This window comes from Pseudomonas sp. AN-B15 (assembly GCF_019056475.1).
Taxonomy (GTDB): Bacteria; Pseudomonadota; Gammaproteobacteria; order Pseudomonadales; family Pseudomonadaceae; genus Aquipseudomonas; species Aquipseudomonas parakoreensis.
The window spans coordinates 1,671,023-1,690,729 of the sequence record NZ_CP049737.1; the positions used below are offsets into that span (position 1 = coordinate 1,671,023).

The window sequence follows — 19,707 nt, forward strand, 5'->3', positions numbered from 1 at the left end:
AAGTCAAAAGATCGCAGCCTTCGGCAGCTCCTACAGGGAGCATGGGCAAACATTGAAACGTGTTGCGGCGCAGAAGTCTGTCGGCGAACTAGCGTTTTTTGTCGCAGGAATCGCGGCGCAATTGGCCCGGGGACGCGCCAAACTCCCGCAATACTGCCGCCGCGAACGCACTTTGCGAACTGTAGCCGACCCGGCAGGCGATTTCGCCGATGGGCAGCGCCGTGTCGCGCAGCAGGCAAACCGCCTTGTGCAGCCGCCGGCTGCGAATGTAGTCCATCGGCGTCTGCCCGCATTCCGCCATGAACCGTGCGTGCAGGCGGGCGCTGGACAATCCGGCGATCTGCGCCAGATCGGCCACTTGCAGCGGGTAGGCGGCGTATTGTTCGATGTGCGCATCCAGCGCCGCGTAGGGCAGACGCCGCGCCGAGTGTTCGGCAGGTCTGCCGTGATTCAGGCTGGCGAGCAGCAACACCGCGCCTTGCTGGGCGATCAGCGGATCCGTGACCGGGCTGTTCGCCAGCCAATTGACCAATTGGCTTTGCCCGGCATCAAGGGACAACCGCGCAGGCTGGTCGAGCAAGCGCTGACTGGCGTCGGCGTGCTCGCCCAGCGAATCGTTCAGCCATGGCCCGTCGGGCACGTCCAGTACCAGACAACGGCTGCCATCGGGACTGCCGCAGGCATGATGCGCGCCGCCGGGGACGACCACGAAACTCTGCTGACGCACCTGGCTGCCCTGACCCTCGACTTCGAAATCCAGCGCGCCGGACAGACCGAACACCAGTTGCGCGTGGTCGTGGCTGTGGACGATCAGGTCGTGGGTGTATTGGCGCAGAGTCAGGATCGGGCGCATGGCAGAGGTCTCCGAAGTGAGCGCCAGTCTACACCGGGGCAACGGGCTTGCGCGCTGTCACACGACTGACGCCTGTCTGTCATGGTCGATTCACTAGGCGCGTGCACAGTGGCGAAAACATCGCAGAGGGTTGCCCATGACCAGCGCCGAGCTCGCCAGACCCAGCCGTAAACAACGGGTGCGCACCTTGTGGATTTCCGATGTGCATCTGGGCACACGGGACTGCCAGGCCGAGCACTTGTCGCAATTTCTCAAGGGCTACCACGCCGACAAGATCTACCTGGTCGGAGACATCATCGACGGCTGGAAGCTGCGCGGTGGCATGTACTGGCCACAGGCGCACACCAACGTGATCCGCCGCCTGCTGACCATGAGCAAGCGCGGCACCGAGGTGATCTACGTCACCGGCAACCACGACGAATTCCTGCGCCGTTATTCGAAGCTGATCCTCGGCAACATCCAGTTGGTCGACGAGGCGGTGCACGTCACGGCGGATGGCCGGCACTTGCTGGTGATCCATGGCGATCAATTTGACGTGATCACCCGCTATCACCGCTGGCTGGCCTTTCTCGGCGACTCGGCCTACGAATTCACCCTGACCCTCAACCGCTGGCTCAATCACTGGCGTGCCCGTTATGGCTACGGCTACTGGTCGTTGTCGGCGTACCTGAAACACAAGGTGAAGACGGCGGTGAGCTTCATCAGCGACTTCGAAGAAGCGATCGCCCACGAATGTGTGAAACGCGAATTGCACGGCGTGGTCTGCGGGCATATTCACCATGCCGAGATCCGCAAGGTCGGCGAGGTGGACTACCTCAATTGCGGCGACTGGGTGGAGTCGTGCACGGCGTTGATCGAGCATTGGGATGGCACGATCGAGTTGTATCGCCTGGCAGATGCCCAGGCACGGGAGGCGCAGCTCAAGGCGGCCAAGGTCGCTGAACTCGCCTGATTTCTCGGCTATACAAAAGGGCCTCATCGCTGGCAAGCCAGCTCCCACAGTGATCGGGGGCGCTCGCAATACCTGTGGGAGCTGGCTTGCCAGCGATGAGGCCGGTACAGACAACATCAGGCGGGGGCGTGTTCTTCCATCGCCGCCTTGTAGATCGAATGCTTCGGCTGCGCAAACAGCCGTTCCAGCATCGGCTCGAAGAAGCTCAGCGGCAGGGTTTCATAGGCCGGGTCGAACGCCGCCGCATCGTACCTGGCGCAGAATTCCGCCGTCGCCTGGTACTGCGGATGCGCGGCGAATTGCTCGCGCAGGTGCCGATCCATGCCCAGGTGATGGAAGAAGTAGTAACCCTGAAAGATTCCGTGCTTCTCGACCATCCACAGATTTTCGGCGCTGACGAACGGTTTGAGAATCGCCGCCGCGATGTCCGGGTGATTGTAGGAGCCGAGGGTGTCGCCGATGTCATGCAGCAGCGCACAGACCACGTACTCCTCGTCACGGCCATCGCGATAGGCGCGGGTCGCGGTTTGCAGCGAGTGGGTCAGGCGATCCACCGGGAAGCCGCCGAAATCACCTTCCAGCAACTTCAGGTGCGCGACGATCCGCGACGGCAATTGCCGGGCGTAGGCGCTGAAGTCTGCGGCGATGATCGCCCAGTCTTCCGGCGTACCATCCTGCATGTGGGTGAAGCGGGCATTGGCGTTCATCGGCAAGCCTCCAGGTGTGTCGGGTTTCAGAACGCCACGCGGCCGAGGATCATGTCGCGGTACATGACGAAATCGCCGAGCAGGCTGTACAGCGGATGCTGGAAAGTCGCCGGACGGTTCTTCTCAAAGAAGAAGTGCCCGACCCAGGCAAAGCTGTAACCGGCCAGCGGCAGGGCCAGTAACATTAGCCAGGCGCCCTTGGCGAGGGTCATGGCCAGAATGAAAATCACCAGCGTGGTGCCGATAAAATGCAATCGGCGGCAGGTACTGTTGGCGTGTTCGCTGAGGTAATACGGATAGAACTCGGCGAAGCTATTGAATGGCTTGATGTTTTCCACGACTGCGATCTCTGTGGTTATTGTTCTGACGGCAAGTTGTTCGGCGGGTAGCCTATTTGAGTCTAGAGTGAACACTGGTATCAGCCAGTGACAATGGGCGCCACTTTAGTATCCTTCGCAAATCGGGTCGCAACATGTGATCCATCATGTAAAAGAATGACGCCATGAGCGAACGAACGACTTCTGCAAGCTGGGCGATGGGGATTGTCAAAGCATTGGAGATGGACGGCCTGGATTGCCGGGTGCTGTTCAAGCAACTGGGGCTCGATTACGCCGCCCTGGATGATCCGGATGCGCGTTTCCCGCAAGATTCCATGACCCGGCTCTGGCAACGGGCGGTCGAGCTGTCCGGCAACCCGGCGATCGGCTTGAACATGGGCAAAGTGGTGCGTCCGGCCTCGTTCCATGTCGCCGGCTATGCCTTGATGTCGAGCAACACCTTGGCCGAAGGCTTCCAACGGTTGGTGCGTTATCAGCGGATCATCGCCGAAAGTGCCGACCTGAGTTTTCGCCTGCTCGAAGAAGGCTATGCGCTGATTCTGACGGTGCATGGCGATCACCTGCCACCGACCCGACAGAGTGCCGAAGCCTCGCTGGCCTGTGCGTTGGGCCTGTGCAGCTGGTTGACCGGGCGCACGCTGCATCCGGTCAAAGTGCTGTTTCAGGGCGACGAGCCCGCAGACCTGCAACCTTACAGGCAAGCCTTCCATGCGCCGCTGATGTTCAACGCGCCGTACGATGCGTTGATTTTCGAACGGGCCGACATGGAGGCGCCACTGCCCACCGCCAACGAAGCCATGGCGCTGTTGCACGACCGGTTTGCCGGGGAGTACCTGGCGCGATTCTCTGAAAGCCGCGTGACCCACAAGGCTCGGCAGGTGCTATGTCGCTTGTTGCCGCAGGGCGAACCCAAGCGCGATACGGTGGCGCAGACCCTGCATCTGTCGCAGCGCACCTTGCAGCGGCGGTTGCAGGAGGAGGGCACGAGTTTTCAGCAGTTGCTCGACGACACCCGCCGCGAACTCGCCGAGCAATACCTGGCCCAGCCGAGCATGACCCTGCTGGAGATTGCGTATCTGCTGGGGTTTGCCGATCCGAGCAACTTCTTCCGCGCCTTCCGTCGCTGGTTTGACACCACGCCCGGCGATTACCGGGCGCGGCTGTTGCAGGCGCCGGTCAGTGACGCCAAAAGGCCGGAATACACAGCACAAACACCGTAATGATCTCCAGTCGGCCGAGCAGCATGCCGAACGACAGGATCCACTTCGCGGCATCCGGCAGGGTGGCGAAGTTGCCCGCCGGGCCGATGGTCTCACCCAGGCCCGGGCCGACGCCGGACACGGTGCTGGCAGCGCCGGTCAGCGCAGTCATCCAGTCCACGCCGAGCAGCGACAGCAGCAGGGCGATCACGCAAATGGTGATGGCGAAGAAGAACGAAAAAGTCAGAATCGAACGCACGATTTCTTCGTCGAGACGGTGACCGTTGTACTTCTGCTTGATCACCGCGCGCGGGTGAATCAACTGGTTAAGGTTGGCCTTGAGCAGGATGTAGGCGACCTGGAAACGGAAGATCTTGATCCCGCCCGCGGTCGAACCGGAGCAGCCGCCGACAAAGCCCAGATAGAAAAACAGCATCAGCGAGAAGTTGCCCCACAGGCTGTAGTCGCCGAGGGCGAAACCGGTGGTGGTGACCACCGAGGTCACGTTCAGCGCCACGTGCCGCAGGGCCTCCAGCCAATGCAGCTTGGTGGTCCACCAATACCAGGTGCCAAGCACCAGCCAGGTCACCAGCAACATGCCGAGCAGGCCCTGCACCTGCTGATCCTTGATCAATGCCTTGCGATTGCCGCGCATGGTCGCGACATAGAGGGTGAATGGCAGGCTGCCGAGAATCATGATCACCACCGCGACCCAGTGCACCGCCGGTTGTGTCCACTTCGCCAATGACTGGTCGGAGGTCGAGAAGCCGCCGGTGGAGATCGCCGACATCGCGTGGTTGATCGCATCGAACGGGCTCATTCCGGCCCACCAGAATGCCAGGCTGCCGAGGATGGTGATGCCGACGTAGGCGGCCACGATCAGGCGCGCCACCATGTGCGAGCGCGGCATGACCTTTTCTGAACGGTCGGAGGATTCGGTCTGGAACAGGCGCATGCCACCGATGCGCAGCAACGGCAGAATCGCCACCGCCATGCCGATGAAGCCGATGCCGCCGAGCCAGTGCAGCAGCGAGCGCCACATCAGGATTCCCGGCGACATGCTGTCCAGCCCGCTGAGCACGGTTGAGCCGGTGGCGGTGATGCCGGACATGCTTTCAAAGAACGAGTCGGTGTAGCTGATGTGCTGAGTCAGCAGGAATGGCAGCGCGGCGAAAATGCACACCACCAGCCAGCTGCTGACCGTCAACAGGTACATGTCACGCGGGCGCAGATGGATGTGTTCCGGGCGTCCGGGAATCACCAGCGCAAGGCCGGCGAGGAAGGTGATCATGCTCGCCCAGAGGAACGACGGCAGGTCACTGGTGCGCTCGAAAATCACCAGGGTGGCCATGGGCACGACCATGGCGACGGCCAGGGTGATCAGGAAGATGCCGATGATGAAACCAATGATCCGTAAGGTCGGCAACGCCATGAAGTCCGCTCGGGCTGAAGTGGGAAGGGCGCCATTCTACCCGTGAGGCAGGGCATGTAAACCGGCATCCCGTTGGCAGATGAAGCTAGAATAGCCGCACATTTTTCTCAGGAGGTGGCCGATGCAGGCTCTCGACGCGTTGCTCAACCGTGTTTCCGTTCCACGCCTGGTCGAACCGGCCCCCACCGCGCAGCAGCGCGAAGCGCTGTTCGGTGCGGCCCTGCGTGCGCCGGATCACGGCCATCTGCAGCCGTATCGTTTCCTCACCGTCGAAGGTGCGGCGCGCGAGCAAATGGGCGAGTTGCTGGCCGAAGCGGCGCAGATGCAGGAAGGTGAAGTCACTGAAGCGATGATCGACAAGGCGCGCAACGGCCCGCTGCGGGCGCCGCTGGTGGTCGTGGTGATCGCGAAACTGCAGGAGCACGTCAAGTATCCGAAGGCCGAGCAGTTGCTGGCGGCGGGGTGTGCGGCGCACGGAATTCTGCTGGCGGCCTATGCGCAGGGGATTGGTGCGGTGTGGCGTACCGGTGATCTGGCCTATTCGGCGCATGTGGCCAAGGGGCTGGGCCTAGCTGAAGGCGAGCAGGTGATTGCCTTCCTGTACCTCGGCACGCCGCAGAAAGAGCCGCGCGTTGCCGAGAAAGTTGATCTGGCCGAATTCGTCAGCGCCTGGCCGGGCAAGGTTTAAAGTCAAAAGATCGCAGCCTGCGGCAGCTCCTACAGGTGTTTCGGCTCTGTAGGAGCTGCCGCAGGCTCGGGCCGCGATCGGACGATCTTTTTTTTCATCGAAAGTCTAAGGTTGGACGACAGCCCCTGGCACCAGCGGCAATTCCAGGCTGGCAATAAACCCGCCCTCGGGATGATTGGCCAGGGTCAGACTCCCGCCATGCCGCTCCGCCGCCCGCCTGGCAATTGCCAGGCCCAGGCCATGTCCCGCCGCCGTTTGCCCCGGCGCCCGGTAAAACGGTTCGCCCAACTGGCTCAGGTGTTCGGCCTGTACGCCCGGCCCGTGGTCGCGCACGCTCACGACAATCCGCTCGCCCTGACGCGTAGCCTGCATCTCGATCGCCTGGCCCACCGGGTTGAAACGCTGGGCGTTGCGCAACAGGTTGTCGACGGCGCGCTCGATCATGGTCGGCCATCCGGTCAGACTCAGCTGTGGCTCGGCGTTCAGGCGCACGCTCTGCTCGGGTGAGCCGAGCTGGGCATCTTTCTGCAAGGTGCCGAGCAGGGCGTTCAGGTCCACCGCTTCGGCACTGGCGTTGTCGGCATCGACCCGTGCCAGCACCAGAATTTCGCTGATCAACGCTTCCAGCCGATCGCACTCGCGGGTCAGGCGTGGCCAGAGTTTTTCCCGTTCTTCAGGATTGGCCCGTTCCGCCAGCGCCAGCGCGATGCGCAGTCGCGCCAGAGGTGAACGCAGTTCGTGGGACACGTCGCGCAGCAACTGGCGCTGACTGCCGATCAGGCTTTGCAGGCGCGCACCCATGCGGTTGAAGTCGTTGGCCAGCACACCGAATTCGTCGCGACGGTTGGCCAGTTTCGCCAGGCTGTTCTGTTGGTAGGTGGTCTGCCCCAGATCATGCACCGCACCGCGCAAACGGCTGAGCGGGCGGGTGATGGAGAAGGTCACCAGCAGGCTGAACAGGGTCAGTACCACCAGTGCGATACCCAGCGCACTCAGCGGCCAGAGCAGGCTTTCACGGTGCCACGCATCGAGTTCCGGGTGCGGGATGCGGAAGATGAACAGGTAAGTGTCGCCGGTTTTTTCGCTGGTGAATTCGTCGGTCAGGCGGCGCCAGGGCAGACGTCGGTCATCGTTGTTCTGTCTGGCTTCGAAGGCGGCGGCGCGACGCGGGAAGGTGCCACGCACCACCGGGTCGCCGCTTTCGTTCAGCACCTGGACGTCAATGTGGTACTGGCGTTTGCGCTGTTGAAGGATGTCCTGCGCGGCGTCTTCGCCCTGGGCTTCGTAGGTTTGCGTCCATTCGGCGGCCAGCGTGTTGAGGCCCGGATGGCGGCTGAGGATCCACGCGTCCTGATTGAGCATGTGCCCGAGCAGGATCGACAGCCCTGCCACCAGGGCGATGGCCAGCCAGAAGCTCGCGAGAATACGCCAGAACAGTGAACGCACAGAAAATCCTCAAACAAACGCGTAAGCCCTGTAGGAGCTGCCGAAGGCTGCGATCTTTTGATTTTGTTTTTCAAGATCAAGATCAAAAGATCGCAGCCTTCGGCAGCTCCTACCGTTTCGAATGTAAACAGGCCCGACGGTATCAGCCGTCGGGCCTGTGATCAGAACATTATTGCGCCTTTTGCGGCTGTTGCGCTTTCCACGCTTTGAACTCGGCCCATTCGGCGCGGCGTTCAGCCTGTTTCTTCTGGATCTCGTCGAATTTCTTCTGTTGATCCGGTTTCAGCAGGTTGCGTACGTCAGCTTCGGCTTTCTTGTGGTTGGCCGCCATCTCGTCTTTCATGGCTTTCTGGTCAGCCGGCGAGAGTTTTTCCAGGTACTTCTCGACCACCTGGCGACGTTCGTGCATCTGCTCGCCCATGATCTTGCGGATCTGATCGCGCTGTTCGCGGGTCAGGTCGAGTTGGCTGTACGGGCCTTTGCCGTGTTCGCCGTGCATCTGACCGCCGTGGCGTGGGCCGTCGAGTGGGCCACCCATCGGGCCACCATCCTGTGGCATGGCCATGGCGACGGTTGGCAGAGCGGCAGCGAACATCAGAGCGATAAGAGTCTTGCGCATGGTGTATCTCCTTGTCTCGTTCCCGGTACGTTCCGGATGAGTTCAGATTACGGAGATCAAGGTCAGCGGCGGTCAGCGCTGCGTAAAGCTTGGGTAAAGACGCTTTGTCTCCAGCCTTACACATATCCCCTGTAGGAGCTGCGGCACGCTGCGATCTTTTGATCTTTAAAAGCAAAGATCGCTGCCTTCGGCAGCTCCTACAGGGGGATGTCGTTGTGTCGGACGTGGATCAGAGGCTGTAGTAATAACCACGGCTGCGCAGGGCGACGATCCGTGGGCGGCCGTCGGGATGCGGGCCGATCTTCTTGCGCAGGTTGCTCACGTGCATGTCGAGGCTGCGGTCGTACAGGGTCAGCTTGCGACCGAGGGCCAGTTGCGCCAGTTCCTGTTTGTCCAGCGGTTCGCCGGGCTGCTTGAGCAGGGCTTCGAGCAGGCGGCTTTCGGAAACGGTAAGTGTCAGTTCTTTTTCGTCGATGCTGACCACGCCGCGCACCGGGCTGAAGCTCAGGTCGCCGAGTTCGAGTTGGGTGGATACGGCGGCCGGGTGGCTGCGGCGCAGCACGGCGCGCAGGCGCGCGGTGAGTTCACGCGGATCGCAGGGCTTGGCCAGGTAATCGTCGGCCCCCAGCTCCAGACCGAGAATACGGTCCAGCGGTTCGCCCCGGGCCGAGAGCATCAGCACCGGCAGCTCTGCGTGCTCGCTGCGCAATTGCTTGAGCAGTTCCAGACCGCTGCCATCGGGCAGCATCACGTCCAGCACCACCGCCGCCGGGGCCGATTCGGCCAACGCCTTGCGCGCGCTCTGGCCATCGTGGCAGGCACGCACCAGAAAGCCTTCCTGGCTCAGCCAGCTACTCAGGAGTTCACACAACTCCTGGTCATCATCAATCAGTAACAGCTCGCTCATGACTCACTCAATTTAGCCATTGCCGACGTTTTCGGCTTGCTCCACTGGCAAAGATACCGCACAGCAGCGCCAATAGCGCTACCCCGGCGCCCGTAACGAACCATTGCTGCTGTTCGGTCAGCAAACGCGGCAAGGGACTGGCCTGGGCTTCCTTGAGTTGCAGCTTCAGGCGCTGATTCTCTTGGCGCAACCTGGCGAGCACGGCGCTTTCGCGGGTGTTGTCGGCATTTTGCAGTTGTTTGCTCAATTCTTCCCGCTGCTGCTCGCTGGCCTTCAGGCGCTGCTGCAACTCGGTAATCTGGCTGCCGGCACTTAATGACAATGGCGTGGAGCTGCCGCTTTCGGTGGTTTCTTCACCATGGGCGGGCGCCATGATCGTCAACGTGACCCACATCAGACACAACGGACCTTTGCGCATTGCGATTCCTGCTAGCAAATGGATATTGGGCAGGTTGTCGGCAGGCAAACGAGAATAATGAGCGATTGAGAGCAGTGAGAAGCGGGAAGGTTCAGTGCCAGAGGCAATGCAGAGATAAGGCACCTGTTGAAACTGTGGCGAGGGAGCTTGCTCCCGCTGGACTGCGCAGCAGTCCCATTGCCTTTGAAAAGCGGGGCCGCTGCGCGACCCAGCGGGAGCAAGCTCCCTCGCCACAAGATTGCCTCTTTACGGCAGGACTTGCTTGAACGGTTTGACGATCACATTGGCGTACACGCCAGCAGCGATGTACGGATCGGCGTCGGCCCAGGCCTGGGCGGCGCTCAGGGAGTCGAATTCGGCGACGATCAGGCTGCCGGTGAAACCCGCCGCGCCCGGATCATTGCTGTCGATCGCCGGGTGCGGGCCGGCCAGCACGATGCGGCCTTCGCCCTTGAGCACTTGCAGGCGTTCGAGGTGGGCCGGGCGCGCGGCGAGGCGGGCTTCGAGCGAGTTGGCGACGTCGGTGGCAATGATTGCGTAGAGCATGTCAGTCCTCGGTTTTTGGCGTTGTGGTATCGGCGTCGTGCAGATGGCGGGACAGGTAGATGCCCTGACCGACCAGGAACAGCACGGTCATGCCCAGACTGCCGAACACCTTGAAGTCGACCCAGATGCTCTGGAAGGTGAATGCCACGAACAGGTTGGCAGCGCCGCAGAACAGGAAGAAGGCGATCCAGGCGATGTTCAGGCGGGTCCAGACCGGATCCGGCAGGGTCAGCGCGTGGCCCATGATGCGTTTGATCAGCAGGCGGTCACCGATGAAGTGGCTTCCGATGAAGGCCAGGGCGAACAGCCAGTTGACCACCGGGGCTTTCCATTTGAGGAAGGTCTCGCTGTGGAAGGCCAGGGTCAGGCTGCCGAACACCAGGCAGGCGATCAGGGTCAGCCATTGGCTTTTTTCCAGCTTGCGCTGCTTGATGAACAGCGCGCCGTAGACTACGAGGGAGCTGATGATCAGCATCGCCGTGGCGCTGTAAATACCGCCTACAGTCACCTCATGGCCGGCGATGTCGACGACCCGTGGATCCAGTTTGTAAACGATGAAAAACAGCAGAAGCGGGATGAAATCGATGAATTGTTTCACAGTGAGAGCCAGAAGCTGGATGTGGCGGCATAATAACAAACATATGGGCGCGCGATAGCGCCAGCTGATTTGAGGTTACAACTCCCCGTGAATGTTGATTTGCACTGCCACAGCACGGCCTCCGATGGCGCCCTGGCGCCGGCGGTTCTGGTTGCGCGTGCGTTTGAAAACGGCGTGCGAGTCCTGGCGTTGACCGATCATGACACCCTCGAAGGCCTCGCCGAAGCGCGCAGCGCCGCCGAAGAACTGGGCATGCAACTGGTCAATGGCGTCGAACTGTCCTGCACCTGGGGCGGCGCGACCATCCACGTGCTGGGCTACGGTTTCGACGTCAACGCCGCGCCCTTGGTCGAGGCCATCGCCAGATTGCACGATGGCCGCTGGCTGCGGTCGGAAGAAATAAGCCGCAAGCTTGGCCTCAAAGGTATGCCCGGTGCCCTCGAAGGCGCCCGGCAGATCCAGCAGGAACTGGGCGACAGCGGCAACGCGCCGGCCCGCCCGCATTTTGCCGACTGGATGGTGCGTGAAGGTTTCGTAAAGGATCGCGCCGAGGCATTCCGCAAATGGCTCGGCGCCGGCAAGCTGGGTGACGTCAAGCAGCACTGGCCGACGCTGGAAGACACCGTCGGCACCCTGCGCGCCGCCGGGGCGTGGGTCAGTCTGGCGCATCCGTGGCACTACGATTTCACCCGCAGCAAGCGCCGAAAGCTGATTGCCGACTATATTCAAGCGGGCGGGCATGCAATCGAAGTGGTCAATGGCCATCAGCCCGCAGAACAGGTCGGCAGCCTGGCGATCCTTGCCCGTGAGTTCGGTCTGCTGGTCAGTGCCGGCAGTGATTTTCATGGCCCTGGTGGCTGGTCCGAGATTGGCCAGTACCGGCCGGTTCCCGAGGACCTTCCACCCCTGTGGGGTCGGTTCAAACATGACACAGTTATCGCCGCCGTCTGAACAGGTAGAGAATGTGAGTCAATTTTTCCAGATCCATCCGGAAAACCCGCAAGCGCGCCTGATCAAACAGGCGGTCGAGATCATCCGCAAGGGCGGGGTGGTGATTTATCCCACGGACTCTTCCTACGCCATCGGTTGCCAGATCGGCGACAAGACCGCAATCGAGCGCGTGCGCCGTCTGCGTCAGCTCGACGAAAAGCACAACTTTGCGCTGATCTGCAGCGATCTGTCGCAACTGGGCAACTATGCCAAGATCGACACCGGCACCTTCCGCATTCTCAAGGCGCATCTGCCGGGGCCTTACACCTTTATCCTCAATGCCACCCGCGAAGTGCCGCGTTTGCTGCTGCATCCGAAGAAACGCACCATCGGCCTGCGGGTGCCGAGCCATCCGATTGCCTTGGCGTTGCTGGCCGAACTCGGCGAGCCGCTGATGAGTGTGACCCTGATCATGCCCGGCGATGAAGATCCGCTGAGCGATCCGTACGAAATGCGTCAATTGCTGGAACACCAGGTGGATCTGATCATCGACGGCGGTTTCGGCGGGATCAAGGCGTCCACCGTGATCGACCTGACCGGCGACGACCCGGAAGTGATCCGCGTCGGTTGCGGCGACCCCGCGCCGTTCATGGTCGAGGCCTGAATGTCCGCAGTGGAAACCGTTGTCGATCCCCAAGCCGGCGCCCAGCAGGAACTGCCGTTTGCCATGGTCTATGGCCAGGCGGTCACGGAAATGCCGCTGGACCTGTACATCCCGCCGGATGCGCTGGAAGTGTTTCTCGAAGCCTTCGAAGGCCCGCTCGACCTGCTGCTGTACCTGATCCGCAAACAGAACATCAACATTCTCGACATCCCGGTGGCGGAAATCACCCGTCAGTACATGGGCTATGTCGAGTTGATGCAGTCGGTGCGCCTGGAACTGGCCGCCGAGTACCTGGTGATGGCCGCGATGCTGGCCGAAATCAAATCGCGGATGCTCCTGCCGCGGGCCGAAACCGTCGAAGACGAAGAGGACGACCCGCGCGCCGAACTGATCCGCCGCCTGCAGGAATACGAGCGCTTCAAGGCCGCCGCCGAAGGCATCGACGGCCTGAGCCGGGTCGGACGCGATGTTGTGGTGCCCAAGCTCGACGCCCCGGAAGCCCGGGCACGCAAGCTGTTGCCGGATGTCGCGCTGGAAGAAATTCTGATGTCCATGGCCGAAGTGCTGCGCCGGGGCGACATGTTCGAGAGCCATCAGGTCAGCCGCGAGGCATTGTCGACCCGCGAGCGCATGAGCGATGTGCTGGAGCGGCTCAAGGGCGGCGGTTTTGTGCCGTTTGTCGAGCTGTTCACCGCCGAGGAAGGTCGCCTCGGTGTGGTCGTGACCTTTATGGCGATCCTTGAACTGGTCAAGGAATCCTTGGTCGAGCTGGTGCAGAATGAGCCGTTCGCCGCGATCCACGTGCGAGCCCGAGCCGAATAACGAGTCGAAACATGAACCTGACTGAACCCCGCGAGCTGGCGCCCCTGCTTGAAGCCTTTCTGTTGGCCTCGGGAAAACCGCAATCGCTTGAACGCCTCTACGAACTGTTCGAAGAAGGTGAGCGCCCTGAACCGCCGGTCTTCAAGAAAGCCCTGAGCCTGCTGGCCAAGTCCTGCGAGGGCCGCGCGTTCGAGCTCAAGGAAGTCGCCTCCGGCTACCGCCTGCAGATCCGCGAGAAGTTTTCGCCGTGGGTCGGGCGTTTGTGGGAAGAACGGCCACAGCGCTATTCCCGTGCGCTGCTGGAAACCATGGCGCTGATCGCCTATCGCCAGCCGATTACCCGGGGCGAGATCGAAGACGTGCGGGGTGTGGCGGTCAACACCAACATCGTCAAAACGCTGATCGAGCGCGAGTGGATTCGCATCGTCGGGTACCGCGACGTGCCGGGCAAGCCGGCGATGTTCGCCACCACCAAGGCGTTTCTCGATCACTTCAATCTGAAGAACCTTGAAGACCTGCCGCCGCTGGCCGAACTGCGTGAGATGGAAGCCGAGCCCGTCCTCGATTTCGACGACGCACCGGTGCCGCAAGGCCTGCAGGAACAGGCCGACGCCAGCGCCGAGCCGGAAGAGCCGAAGGAAGAAACCAGCTTCCACAGCTTGCTGCTGGAACTGGACAGCATGGAGGAGGGGATCAAGACCGACTTCGATGATTTGTTGCGCGATGCGGCGGACGGGGAGACGTCGACGTCTGAGCCGGAAGCCGAGACCGTCGAGCCGCCGATTGAAGTTGAACTTGAGGCCGAGCCTGAAGCCGAACCGGAAGAGGACATTCTTGGCGTTGCCGAGGCCCGGGAAAAACTTCTCGCTGCCGTCGCTGCCCTCGAACTACCTGCAGCGGAGCCCGAACTGAGTGAAGAAGAAGCCGAGGCGCGCGCCCTGGCCGAAGCCATCGAAGCCGAACGCCGCGAGTTCGAGGACTGATGCGCGCCGAAAAGATCGCAGCCTGCGGCAGCTCCTACAGGGACCGTATTCCAATGTAGGAGCTGCCGCAGGCTGCGATCTTTTGATCTTCAAGGGAGACCCCATGAGCTCGACCAAAGACCCGTGCATCAGCCTCTGCAAGTTCAGCGATGACATCTGCCTCGGCTGTGGCCGCAGCAAGCGCGAAATCCGCGCCTGGAAGAAACTCGACAAGGACGACAAGCGCACAGTGCTGGCGGAAGCCGCGCTGCGCCTGATCAAACTCGGTGGCGCCGGTCGGCGGAAAAAGAAATAACTGTCGATCGATCAGCTAGTCTCTGATGCGCGATGGCGCACATCCGCGTATGATTCGCGACCCTTCGGCGATCCCTTCGCCCGAAAACCAGATTTCAATGCTTCAGGCGCCGCCTGAACAGACCACACCGGGAGGTGCCCAGATGAGTGACATCAATCAGAAAGACGACCAGGAAATCGGCCCGGCAGGCGAAAAACTGCAGAAAGTCCTCGCCCGTATCGGCGTCGGCTCACGCCGTGACGTCGAAGCCTGGATCAGCCAGGGCCGGATCAAGGTCAATGGCAAAGACGCCACCCTCGGCCTGCGCGTCGACATGCACGATGCCATCACCATTGATGGCAAGGTGATCAAGCGCGAAGAGGCGGCCGAGTCGGTGCGCCGCGTGATCATGTACAACAAGCCCGATGGCGAAATCTGCACCCGTGACGACCCGGAAGGCCGTCCGACCGTGTTCGACAAGCTGCCGCGCCCGAAAGAAGGCCGCTGGATCAACATCGGTCGTCTCGACATCAACACCACCGGTCTGCTGATGTTCACCACCGACGGTGAGTTGGCCAACCGTCTGATGCACCCGTCCTACGAGATGGACCGTGAGTACGCCGTGCGTGTCCGCGGTGAAGTCGACGACGAGATGATCGAGCGCCTGAAGGCCGGCGTGGTGCTGGAAGACGGCCCGGCGCGTTTCACCGACATTCAACAGGCGCCGGGCGGCGAAGGCTTCAACCACTGGTATCACTGCGTGGTGATGGAAGGCCGTAACCGTGAGGTTCGTCGCCTGTGGGAATCCCAAGGGCTGGTGGTCAGCCGTCTGAAGCGCGTGCGTTTCGGTCCGGTATTCCTCAACTCCGACCTGCCGATGGGCCGCTGGCGCGAAATGAGCCAGTACGAAGTCGACGTGCTCAGCGCCGAAGTCGGCCTGACGCCGGTGGCGATGCCGCAACTCAACGCCAAGAGCAAGGACAAGCTGGAGCGTATGCAGCGTAAATCGTCGCGGCCGATGGCCAAGACCGAGCGCGTGCGAACTCTGCGTCCCGCCGCTGGTGCGCCGACCGGTCCGCGTCCGAGCCGTGAGCCGCAGATCGAAGGCGAGCGTCCGGGTCGCAAGCCAGTGGCCCGTGACGGCGAGCGCGCACCGCGTCCGGCCAACGGTCGCACCGAGCGTGGCGAAGGTCGTGCGCCGGCCGGTCGTGGTACGCCAGTGGCGGATCGTCCTGCGGACACCACCAACAAGCGTCCGGCCAAGCCTGCACCGAAGCGTCCGGGGATCAAACTGGTCGACGGCGACAAGCCATCAGGCAAGCGCCGTGGCGCACCGGCCGGTTCCGGTCAGCGTCCAGGCTTCGGTCGCAAGAAGCCGGAATAAGGCAGCTGTGAGCTTTGAGCGGCAAGCTTCGAGCTAAAACAAAAACGCCAACCGCAGGGTTGGCGTTTTTTTTGTCTGGCAGAAGTTATGCAGCGACTGATTCGGCCTCTTCGCGAGCAGGCTCGCTCCCACATTGGAGATGCGACAAACACAAATCCCCTGTAGGAGCGAGCCTGCTCGCGAAGGCGTCAGTCGCCTGAAACACAATGCATCCGTCTGGATTATTGGCTGGGTTGCGCGCTGTTCCTGTAGGAGCTGCGGCACGCTGCGATCTTTTGCTCTTCAAAAGCAAGATCAAAAGATCGCAGCCTCGTTTTACTCGACAGCTCCTACAGGGAGCAGTGGTTTCAAAACAGAAATTTCTGCTTAAAAGACGAAGCGTCCGTCAAACACCGGCTTGTCATCCAGCGCCAACACCCCGCCGGAGAAAATCAGGTCCAGATGATGACTGCCCTTGGCCCCGCCGCCGAGGCCCAGGTGCAGGCCGCAATGGCGCTCCTCGAAACCGGCGTTGCGCGCATACAGATCCTTCACGCCTTCGTTGGTACCAATCCCCAATTCCTCAATGCGCCGGTTTGACGGATTGGCATCCAGGTACTTGTTGAAATCATGCTCCAGCCCCGGCACATCAGTGGCGATGCGGCTGATGGTCGAGTTTTCGATCCACAACTCCAGTGGCGACTCCAGCACGCCGTACTTGCGCGCAAACGGGATAGTGCTGAGGAACGTGCCCTTGAATTTCACATGGCCGTTGATGGCTTCGCTGTGGGTGGCGATCTCGCCGGGGGCCAGGTCGAAGTTGCCGACGCCGTTGATGTCGGTCCACTTCTTGATGCTGCTCAGCGGCGTTTCAAACCATGAGCCGTGGTCGTCCTTGAAACTCAGCGTGGTCGCTTGGGACATGCGCTGGATCAAGTGACTGTTGAGCCCGGCGATACGCTGCGGCGTCACGCTGAAGGTGTCGTAAAAATAGTCGCCGTAATCCTTGAACAACAGCGACTTCTTCCAGTTTTCCGCCATCACGCCTTGCAGGGCGCGCACGAACTCCGGGCCGTCGGGGCGCGGATTGGGCAGCGTGGAAGAGTCGTAGAAGAAAATGTACAGATCGCTGTCGGCAATCGCCGCGGTCAGCGTTGCGGTGCTTTCCAGGTCCAGGCGTCTGGCGCTGAAGGTGAAGCGGGGATGATCGCCGGCCTGTTCGGCGATGGCGCCGGTCAGGGCTTCGTAATCGGCGGTGTGGCCGAGCAGTACCTTCGCCGAGTCGAGACCGGCAAGGGCAGGGTGATGTTCGAGGTAGTAAAGGAAATGCGAGATCGCGCGGGGCTTATCCATGAGTCCTCCCTGACTGACCGTGAGAAAGCGGCAGGCACGACCGGCCGGATCGTGCCTGCCCGGGGATGTCTTACAGAGGCCACATCGCCGTGCCGAACGGAACCACCGCGTCGGCTTGCATCATTTCCACGGCGGCCTCATGGGTTGGCGCTTCAAACCATTCGTCCAGTTGCAGTTCGGTGTCCAGGTCTTTTTCCAGTGCTTGCATGGTCGATCTCCTAGATGACATTCACGGTTATGACTGGCCGGTCGAGGTGGCCGGCAAGACGTGAAGAACCTAGTTCAGGGTGTTTTGTAATGCAAAAAATTATTTATTTAAAATTTAAATAAACTTTTTATTCTGTTTTTAAGCGGCGATTTTCTTATTTGAAAACAAAAAACTAAGCCGCCACTTTCATTAGCAAGCTTGCTACCGTCAATTTGCAGACGTCCTACAGAATTTTCCGAAATGGAAAATCTGCGTTACGCCTTGTAAAGAAAAATTTACGAAAACGCCGATGAAGTCCAGTGGATTCACCCCGTTGCCGACGCTGTAAGGAAAACCTGCCGACGCCCGCCTGCAAAGGCCTTGCGCAGGGCTCTGGCGTGCTTGTTTCAGCCTCGTTTGCAGGGTGAGATGCGCCTCATGCCTGTCGTGCAGGTGCATAACAAGAAGGAGGCGCAATGAACGCCGAGATTGATCTTCACTTCTCTCCGTGGGGCGGTTTTTCGCTCGTCCCCGTCGATGGCCTGCAAAGGCCTGACTCAATTTTTGCAGTCGCCCGAGTGTCTCGAGGCGGCCCCATGCAATCCCGGCAGGCGCCACGCTGATCCAGCGGGGTCTGGCAGCAGGGGGTTAGCGGTGTACAATGCGCCGCGTTTTAACTGTGACCCTCTGCGTAATCGCGCAAACCTCAAGGCTATCCGCCTTGTTCACTCCGCCACGTCACAAGCGTGTCGGGTTCGATTTCGTCACAGATAAAAACAAACAGGTGACGCATGACCGTTGTAAAAACGCTGAATTCCTGGTGCTTGCGCTGGGGTTTGATCAGGGTTGTCTGAAATCGCAACCTTGCAGCAACGTCTACTGAACATCATCAAACCTTGCGTGGGACCTTTTTCATGAGTGGACAAAACTCGCAATCAGGCGAGCTGAAACGCGGCCTGAAAAATCGCCATATTCAACTGATCGCCCTCGGTGGCGCGATCGGTACCGGATTGTTCCTTGGCTCGGCCGGGGTCCTGAAATCCGCCGGCCCGTCGATGATCCTCGGCTACGCCATCTGCGGCTTCATCGCCTTCATGATCATGCGCCAGCTCGGCGAGATGATCGTCGAAGAGCCGGTGGCCGGTTCCTTCAGCCATTTCGCACACAAGTACTGGGGCGGTTTTGCCGGTTTCCTGTCGGGCTGGAACTGCTGGATTCTGTACATTCTGGTGGGCATGTCGGAGCTGACAGCGGTCGGCAAGTACATCCACTACTGGGCGCCGGACATCCCGACCTGGGTCACCGCCGCTGCATTCTTCGTGCTGATCAACGCGATCAACCTGGCCAACGTCAAAGTCTTCGGTGAAGCTGAATTCTGGTTCGCGATCATCAAGGTCGTGGCGATCGTCGGCATGATCGCGCTGGGCAGCTACCTGCTGGTCAGCGGCCATGGCGGTCCGCAGGCCTCGGTCAGCAACCTGTGGTCGCACGGCGGGTTCTTCCCCAACGGCGTCAGCGGTCTGGTGATGGCGATGGCGATCATCATGTTCTCCTTCGGCGGTCTGGAAATGCTCGGTTTCACTGCAGCCGAGGCCGACAAGCCGAAAACCGTGATCCCGAAAGCGATCAACCAGGTGATCTACCGGATCCTGATTTTCTACATCGGCGCGCTGGTGATCCTGCTGTCGCTGACCCCGTGGGACAGTCTGCTGGAAACGCTCAATGCGTCCGGCGATTCGTACAGCGGCAGCCCGTTCGTACAGGTGTTCTCGATGCTCGGCAGCAACACCGCCGCGCACATCCTCAACTTTGTGGTACTGACCGCGGCGCTGTCGGTGTACAACAGCGGTACTTACTGCAACAGCCGCATGCTGCTGGGTATGGCCGAGCAGGGTGATGCGCCGAAAGGTCTGGCGAAAATCGACAAACGCGGCGTGCCGGTGCGTTCGATCCTCGCGTCCGCGGCGGTCACGCTGGTGGCGGTGTTGCTTAACTACCTGATGCCGCAACAGGCGCTGGAACTGTTGATGTCGCTGGTGGTGGCCACCCTGGTGATCAACTGGGCGATGATCAGCTTCTCGCACTTCAAGTTCCGTCAGCACATGAACAAGACACAGCAGACGCCGCTGTTCAAGGCGCTGTGGTACCCGTACGGTAACTACGTCTGCCTGGCGTTCGTCGCGTTCATCCTCGGCGTGATGTTGCTGATCCCGGGCATCCAGATATCGGTGTACGCGATTCCGGTGTGGGTCGTGTTCATGTGGGTCTGCTACGTGATCAAGAACAAACGCGGTGCGCAGCAGGCGCTGCACGCGGCCAGTGCTTCCAAGTAAGCGCTGAGGCAAAAACGACAAACCCGGCCAATGCGCCGGGTTTTTTATTGCCCCTTCGGCAGCTCCTACAGGGTTGATGGCGTATCCTGCTGCTT

At 61.0% G+C, this 19,707-nt stretch carries 22 protein-coding genes; 10 read left to right on the plus strand and 12 right to left on the minus strand.

Annotated features, from left to right (window positions below; all coding sequences use genetic code 11):
* Window positions 1-88 precede the first annotated feature (88 nt).
* A complete protein-coding gene (locus tag GTQ41_RS07685) occupies window positions 89-853 on the minus strand; it encodes an AraC family transcriptional regulator (protein ID WP_047292432.1) in 765 nt (254 codons plus the stop codon).
* A gap of 136 nt (window positions 854-989) precedes the next feature.
* On the opposite strand from GTQ41_RS07685, the gene GTQ41_RS07690 reads away from it, so the two are divergent.
* A complete protein-coding gene (locus GTQ41_RS07690; RefSeq protein ID WP_047292436.1) occupies window positions 990-1,805 on the plus strand; it encodes a UDP-2,3-diacylglucosamine diphosphatase in 816 nt (271 codons plus the stop codon).
* A 116-nt stretch (window positions 1,806-1,921) separates the two neighbouring features.
* On the opposite strand, the gene GTQ41_RS07695 is transcribed toward GTQ41_RS07690, so the two are convergent.
* Entirely contained in the window at window positions 1,922-2,512 is a 591-nt protein-coding gene (locus tag GTQ41_RS07695) for an HD domain-containing protein (RefSeq protein ID WP_047292438.1), read from the minus strand.
* Window positions 2,513-2,538: 26 nt separating this feature from the next.
* The gene (locus tag GTQ41_RS07700; RefSeq protein ID WP_217325478.1) at window positions 2,539-2,850 is read right to left on the minus strand and encodes a DUF962 domain-containing protein; all 312 of its coding nucleotides are present in this window, start codon (window positions 2,848-2,850) and stop codon (window positions 2,539-2,541) included.
* Between the two features lie 164 nt (window positions 2,851-3,014).
* Between GTQ41_RS07700 and GTQ41_RS07705 the strand changes: the two genes are divergently transcribed.
* Window positions 3,015-4,070 (plus strand): AraC family transcriptional regulator, encoded by a 1,056-nt coding sequence (locus GTQ41_RS07705; protein ID WP_217325479.1) that lies wholly within the window; start codon window positions 3,015-3,017, stop codon window positions 4,068-4,070.
* Here GTQ41_RS07705 and GTQ41_RS07710 read toward each other — a convergent pair.
* Entirely contained in the window at window positions 4,027-5,481 is a 1,455-nt protein-coding gene (locus GTQ41_RS07710) for a TrkH family potassium uptake protein (protein ID WP_047292446.1), read from the minus strand. The two genes, GTQ41_RS07705 and GTQ41_RS07710, sit on opposite strands and share 44 nt — an antisense overlap.
* A gap of 121 nt (window positions 5,482-5,602) precedes the next feature.
* Here GTQ41_RS07710 and GTQ41_RS07715 point away from each other — a divergent pair, with 121 nt between their 5' ends.
* Complete coding sequence (locus GTQ41_RS07715; RefSeq protein ID WP_047292448.1) at window positions 5,603-6,169, plus strand: nitroreductase family protein; 567 nt, start codon at window positions 5,603-5,605, stop codon at window positions 6,167-6,169.
* Window positions 6,170-6,274: 105 nt separating this feature from the next.
* Here GTQ41_RS07715 and GTQ41_RS07720 read toward each other — a convergent pair whose 3' ends face one another.
* From GTQ41_RS07720 to GTQ41_RS07745, 6 genes are all read right to left on the minus strand, one after another.
* Entirely contained in the window at window positions 6,275-7,615 is a 1,341-nt protein-coding gene (locus GTQ41_RS07720; protein ID WP_047292450.1) for a HAMP domain-containing sensor histidine kinase, read from the minus strand.
* Between the two features lie 169 nt (window positions 7,616-7,784).
* Window positions 7,785-8,234 carry a Spy/CpxP family protein refolding chaperone gene (locus GTQ41_RS07725; RefSeq protein WP_041073072.1) on the minus strand — a complete coding sequence of 150 codons (450 nt, stop codon included), beginning with the start codon at window positions 8,232-8,234 and terminating at the stop codon, window positions 7,785-7,787.
* Between the two features lie 229 nt (window positions 8,235-8,463).
* The gene (locus GTQ41_RS07730; RefSeq protein WP_041073070.1) at window positions 8,464-9,141 is read right to left on the minus strand and encodes a response regulator transcription factor; all 678 of its coding nucleotides are present in this window, start codon (window positions 9,139-9,141) and stop codon (window positions 8,464-8,466) included.
* Window positions 9,142-9,148: 7 nt separating this feature from the next.
* On the minus strand, window positions 9,149-9,559 hold the full coding sequence (locus GTQ41_RS07735) for a translation initiation factor 2 (protein WP_047292453.1): 411 nt from the start codon (window positions 9,557-9,559) through the stop codon (window positions 9,149-9,151).
* A 246-nt stretch (window positions 9,560-9,805) separates the two neighbouring features.
* The gene (locus tag GTQ41_RS07740; protein WP_047292455.1) at window positions 9,806-10,105 is read right to left on the minus strand and encodes a YciI family protein; all 300 of its coding nucleotides are present in this window, start codon (window positions 10,103-10,105) and stop codon (window positions 9,806-9,808) included.
* Between the two features lies 1 nt (window position 10,106).
* Complete coding sequence (locus GTQ41_RS07745; RefSeq protein WP_027613975.1) at window positions 10,107-10,703, minus strand: septation protein A; 597 nt, start codon at window positions 10,701-10,703, stop codon at window positions 10,107-10,109.
* A gap of 87 nt (window positions 10,704-10,790) precedes the next feature.
* Here GTQ41_RS07745 and GTQ41_RS07750 point away from each other — a divergent pair, with 87 nt between their 5' ends.
* The 6 genes from GTQ41_RS07750 to rluB all read left to right on the plus strand — a co-directional run bounded on the left by GTQ41_RS07750 (window position 10,791) and on the right by rluB (window position 15,760).
* Window positions 10,791-11,654, plus strand: a complete 864-nt coding sequence (locus GTQ41_RS07750; RefSeq protein ID WP_047292458.1) for a PHP domain-containing protein — start codon at window positions 10,791-10,793, stop codon at window positions 11,652-11,654.
* Between the two features lie 13 nt (window positions 11,655-11,667).
* A complete protein-coding gene (locus GTQ41_RS07755) occupies window positions 11,668-12,297 on the plus strand; it encodes an L-threonylcarbamoyladenylate synthase (protein WP_007966016.1) in 630 nt (209 codons plus the stop codon).
* A 123-nt stretch (window positions 12,298-12,420) separates the two neighbouring features.
* Window positions 12,421-13,119, plus strand: coding sequence for a ScpA family protein (locus GTQ41_RS07760; protein WP_171061841.1), 699 nt, complete (start codon window positions 12,421-12,423; stop codon window positions 13,117-13,119).
* Between the two features lie 11 nt (window positions 13,120-13,130).
* A complete protein-coding gene (gene scpB / locus GTQ41_RS07765; protein ID WP_047292460.1) occupies window positions 13,131-14,102 on the plus strand; it encodes an SMC-Scp complex subunit ScpB in 972 nt (323 codons plus the stop codon).
* 103 nt (window positions 14,103-14,205) lie between these two features.
* Entirely contained in the window at window positions 14,206-14,397 is a 192-nt protein-coding gene (locus tag GTQ41_RS07770) for a DUF1289 domain-containing protein (RefSeq protein WP_047292462.1), read from the plus strand.
* Window positions 14,398-14,539: 142 nt separating this feature from the next.
* Window positions 14,540-15,760, plus strand: coding sequence for a 23S rRNA pseudouridine(2605) synthase RluB (gene rluB / locus GTQ41_RS07775; RefSeq protein WP_003222775.1), 1,221 nt, complete (start codon window positions 14,540-14,542; stop codon window positions 15,758-15,760).
* A 366-nt stretch (window positions 15,761-16,126) separates the two neighbouring features.
* On the opposite strand, the gene GTQ41_RS07780 is transcribed toward rluB, so the two are convergent.
* Both GTQ41_RS07780 and GTQ41_RS07785 read right to left on the minus strand, forming a co-directional pair.
* Window positions 16,127-17,092 carry a hypothetical protein gene (locus tag GTQ41_RS07780; protein WP_041073062.1) on the minus strand — a complete coding sequence of 322 codons (966 nt, stop codon included), beginning with the start codon at window positions 17,090-17,092 and terminating at the stop codon, window positions 16,127-16,129.
* Between the two features lie 70 nt (window positions 17,093-17,162).
* Entirely contained in the window at window positions 17,163-17,300 is a 138-nt protein-coding gene (locus GTQ41_RS07785) for a hypothetical protein (protein ID WP_003222780.1), read from the minus strand.
* An 893-nt stretch (window positions 17,301-18,193) separates the two neighbouring features.
* Between GTQ41_RS07785 and GTQ41_RS07790 the strand changes: the two genes are divergently transcribed.
* Window positions 18,194-19,612 (plus strand): amino acid permease, encoded by a 1,419-nt coding sequence (locus GTQ41_RS07790; protein WP_047292463.1) that lies wholly within the window; start codon window positions 18,194-18,196, stop codon window positions 19,610-19,612.
* Window positions 19,613-19,707: the final 95 nt, after the last annotated feature.

Excerpts from the sequence above, each read along its gene's own strand:
- GTQ41_RS07685 (WP_047292432.1), bottom strand. The coding sequence starts at position 853 with ATGCGCCCGATCCTGACTCTGCGCCAATACACCCACGACCTGATCGTC.
- GTQ41_RS07690 (WP_047292436.1), top strand. The coding sequence starts at position 990 with ATGACCAGCGCCGAGCTCGCCAGACCCAGCCGTAAACAACGGGTGCGC.
- GTQ41_RS07695 (WP_047292438.1), bottom strand. The coding sequence starts at position 2,512 with ATGAACGCCAATGCCCGCTTCACCCACATGCAGGATGGTACGCCGGAA.
- GTQ41_RS07705 (WP_217325479.1), top strand. The coding sequence starts at position 3,015 with ATGAGCGAACGAACGACTTCTGCAAGCTGGGCGATGGGGATTGTCAAA.
- GTQ41_RS07710 (WP_047292446.1), bottom strand. The coding sequence starts at position 5,481 with ATGGCGTTGCCGACCTTACGGATCATTGGTTTCATCATCGGCATCTTC.
- GTQ41_RS07715 (WP_047292448.1), top strand. The coding sequence starts at position 5,603 with ATGCAGGCTCTCGACGCGTTGCTCAACCGTGTTTCCGTTCCACGCCTG.
- GTQ41_RS07725 (WP_041073072.1), bottom strand. The coding sequence starts at position 8,234 with ATGCGCAAGACTCTTATCGCTCTGATGTTCGCTGCCGCTCTGCCAACC.
- GTQ41_RS07730 (WP_041073070.1), bottom strand. The coding sequence starts at position 9,141 with ATGAGCGAGCTGTTACTGATTGATGATGACCAGGAGTTGTGTGAACTC.
- GTQ41_RS07735 (WP_047292453.1), bottom strand. The coding sequence starts at position 9,559 with ATGCGCAAAGGTCCGTTGTGTCTGATGTGGGTCACGTTGACGATCATG.
- GTQ41_RS07740 (WP_047292455.1), bottom strand. The coding sequence starts at position 10,105 with ATGCTCTACGCAATCATTGCCACCGACGTCGCCAACTCGCTCGAAGCC.
- scpB (WP_047292460.1), top strand. The coding sequence starts at position 13,131 with ATGAACCTGACTGAACCCCGCGAGCTGGCGCCCCTGCTTGAAGCCTTT.
- GTQ41_RS07770 (WP_047292462.1), top strand. The coding sequence starts at position 14,206 with ATGAGCTCGACCAAAGACCCGTGCATCAGCCTCTGCAAGTTCAGCGAT.
- rluB (WP_003222775.1), top strand. The coding sequence starts at position 14,540 with ATGAGTGACATCAATCAGAAAGACGACCAGGAAATCGGCCCGGCAGGC.
- GTQ41_RS07780 (WP_041073062.1), bottom strand. The coding sequence starts at position 17,092 with ATGGATAAGCCCCGCGCGATCTCGCATTTCCTTTACTACCTCGAACAT.
- GTQ41_RS07785 (WP_003222780.1), bottom strand. The coding sequence starts at position 17,300 with ATGCAAGCACTGGAAAAAGACCTGGACACCGAACTGCAACTGGACGAA.
- GTQ41_RS07790 (WP_047292463.1), top strand. The coding sequence starts at position 18,194 with ATGAGTGGACAAAACTCGCAATCAGGCGAGCTGAAACGCGGCCTGAAA.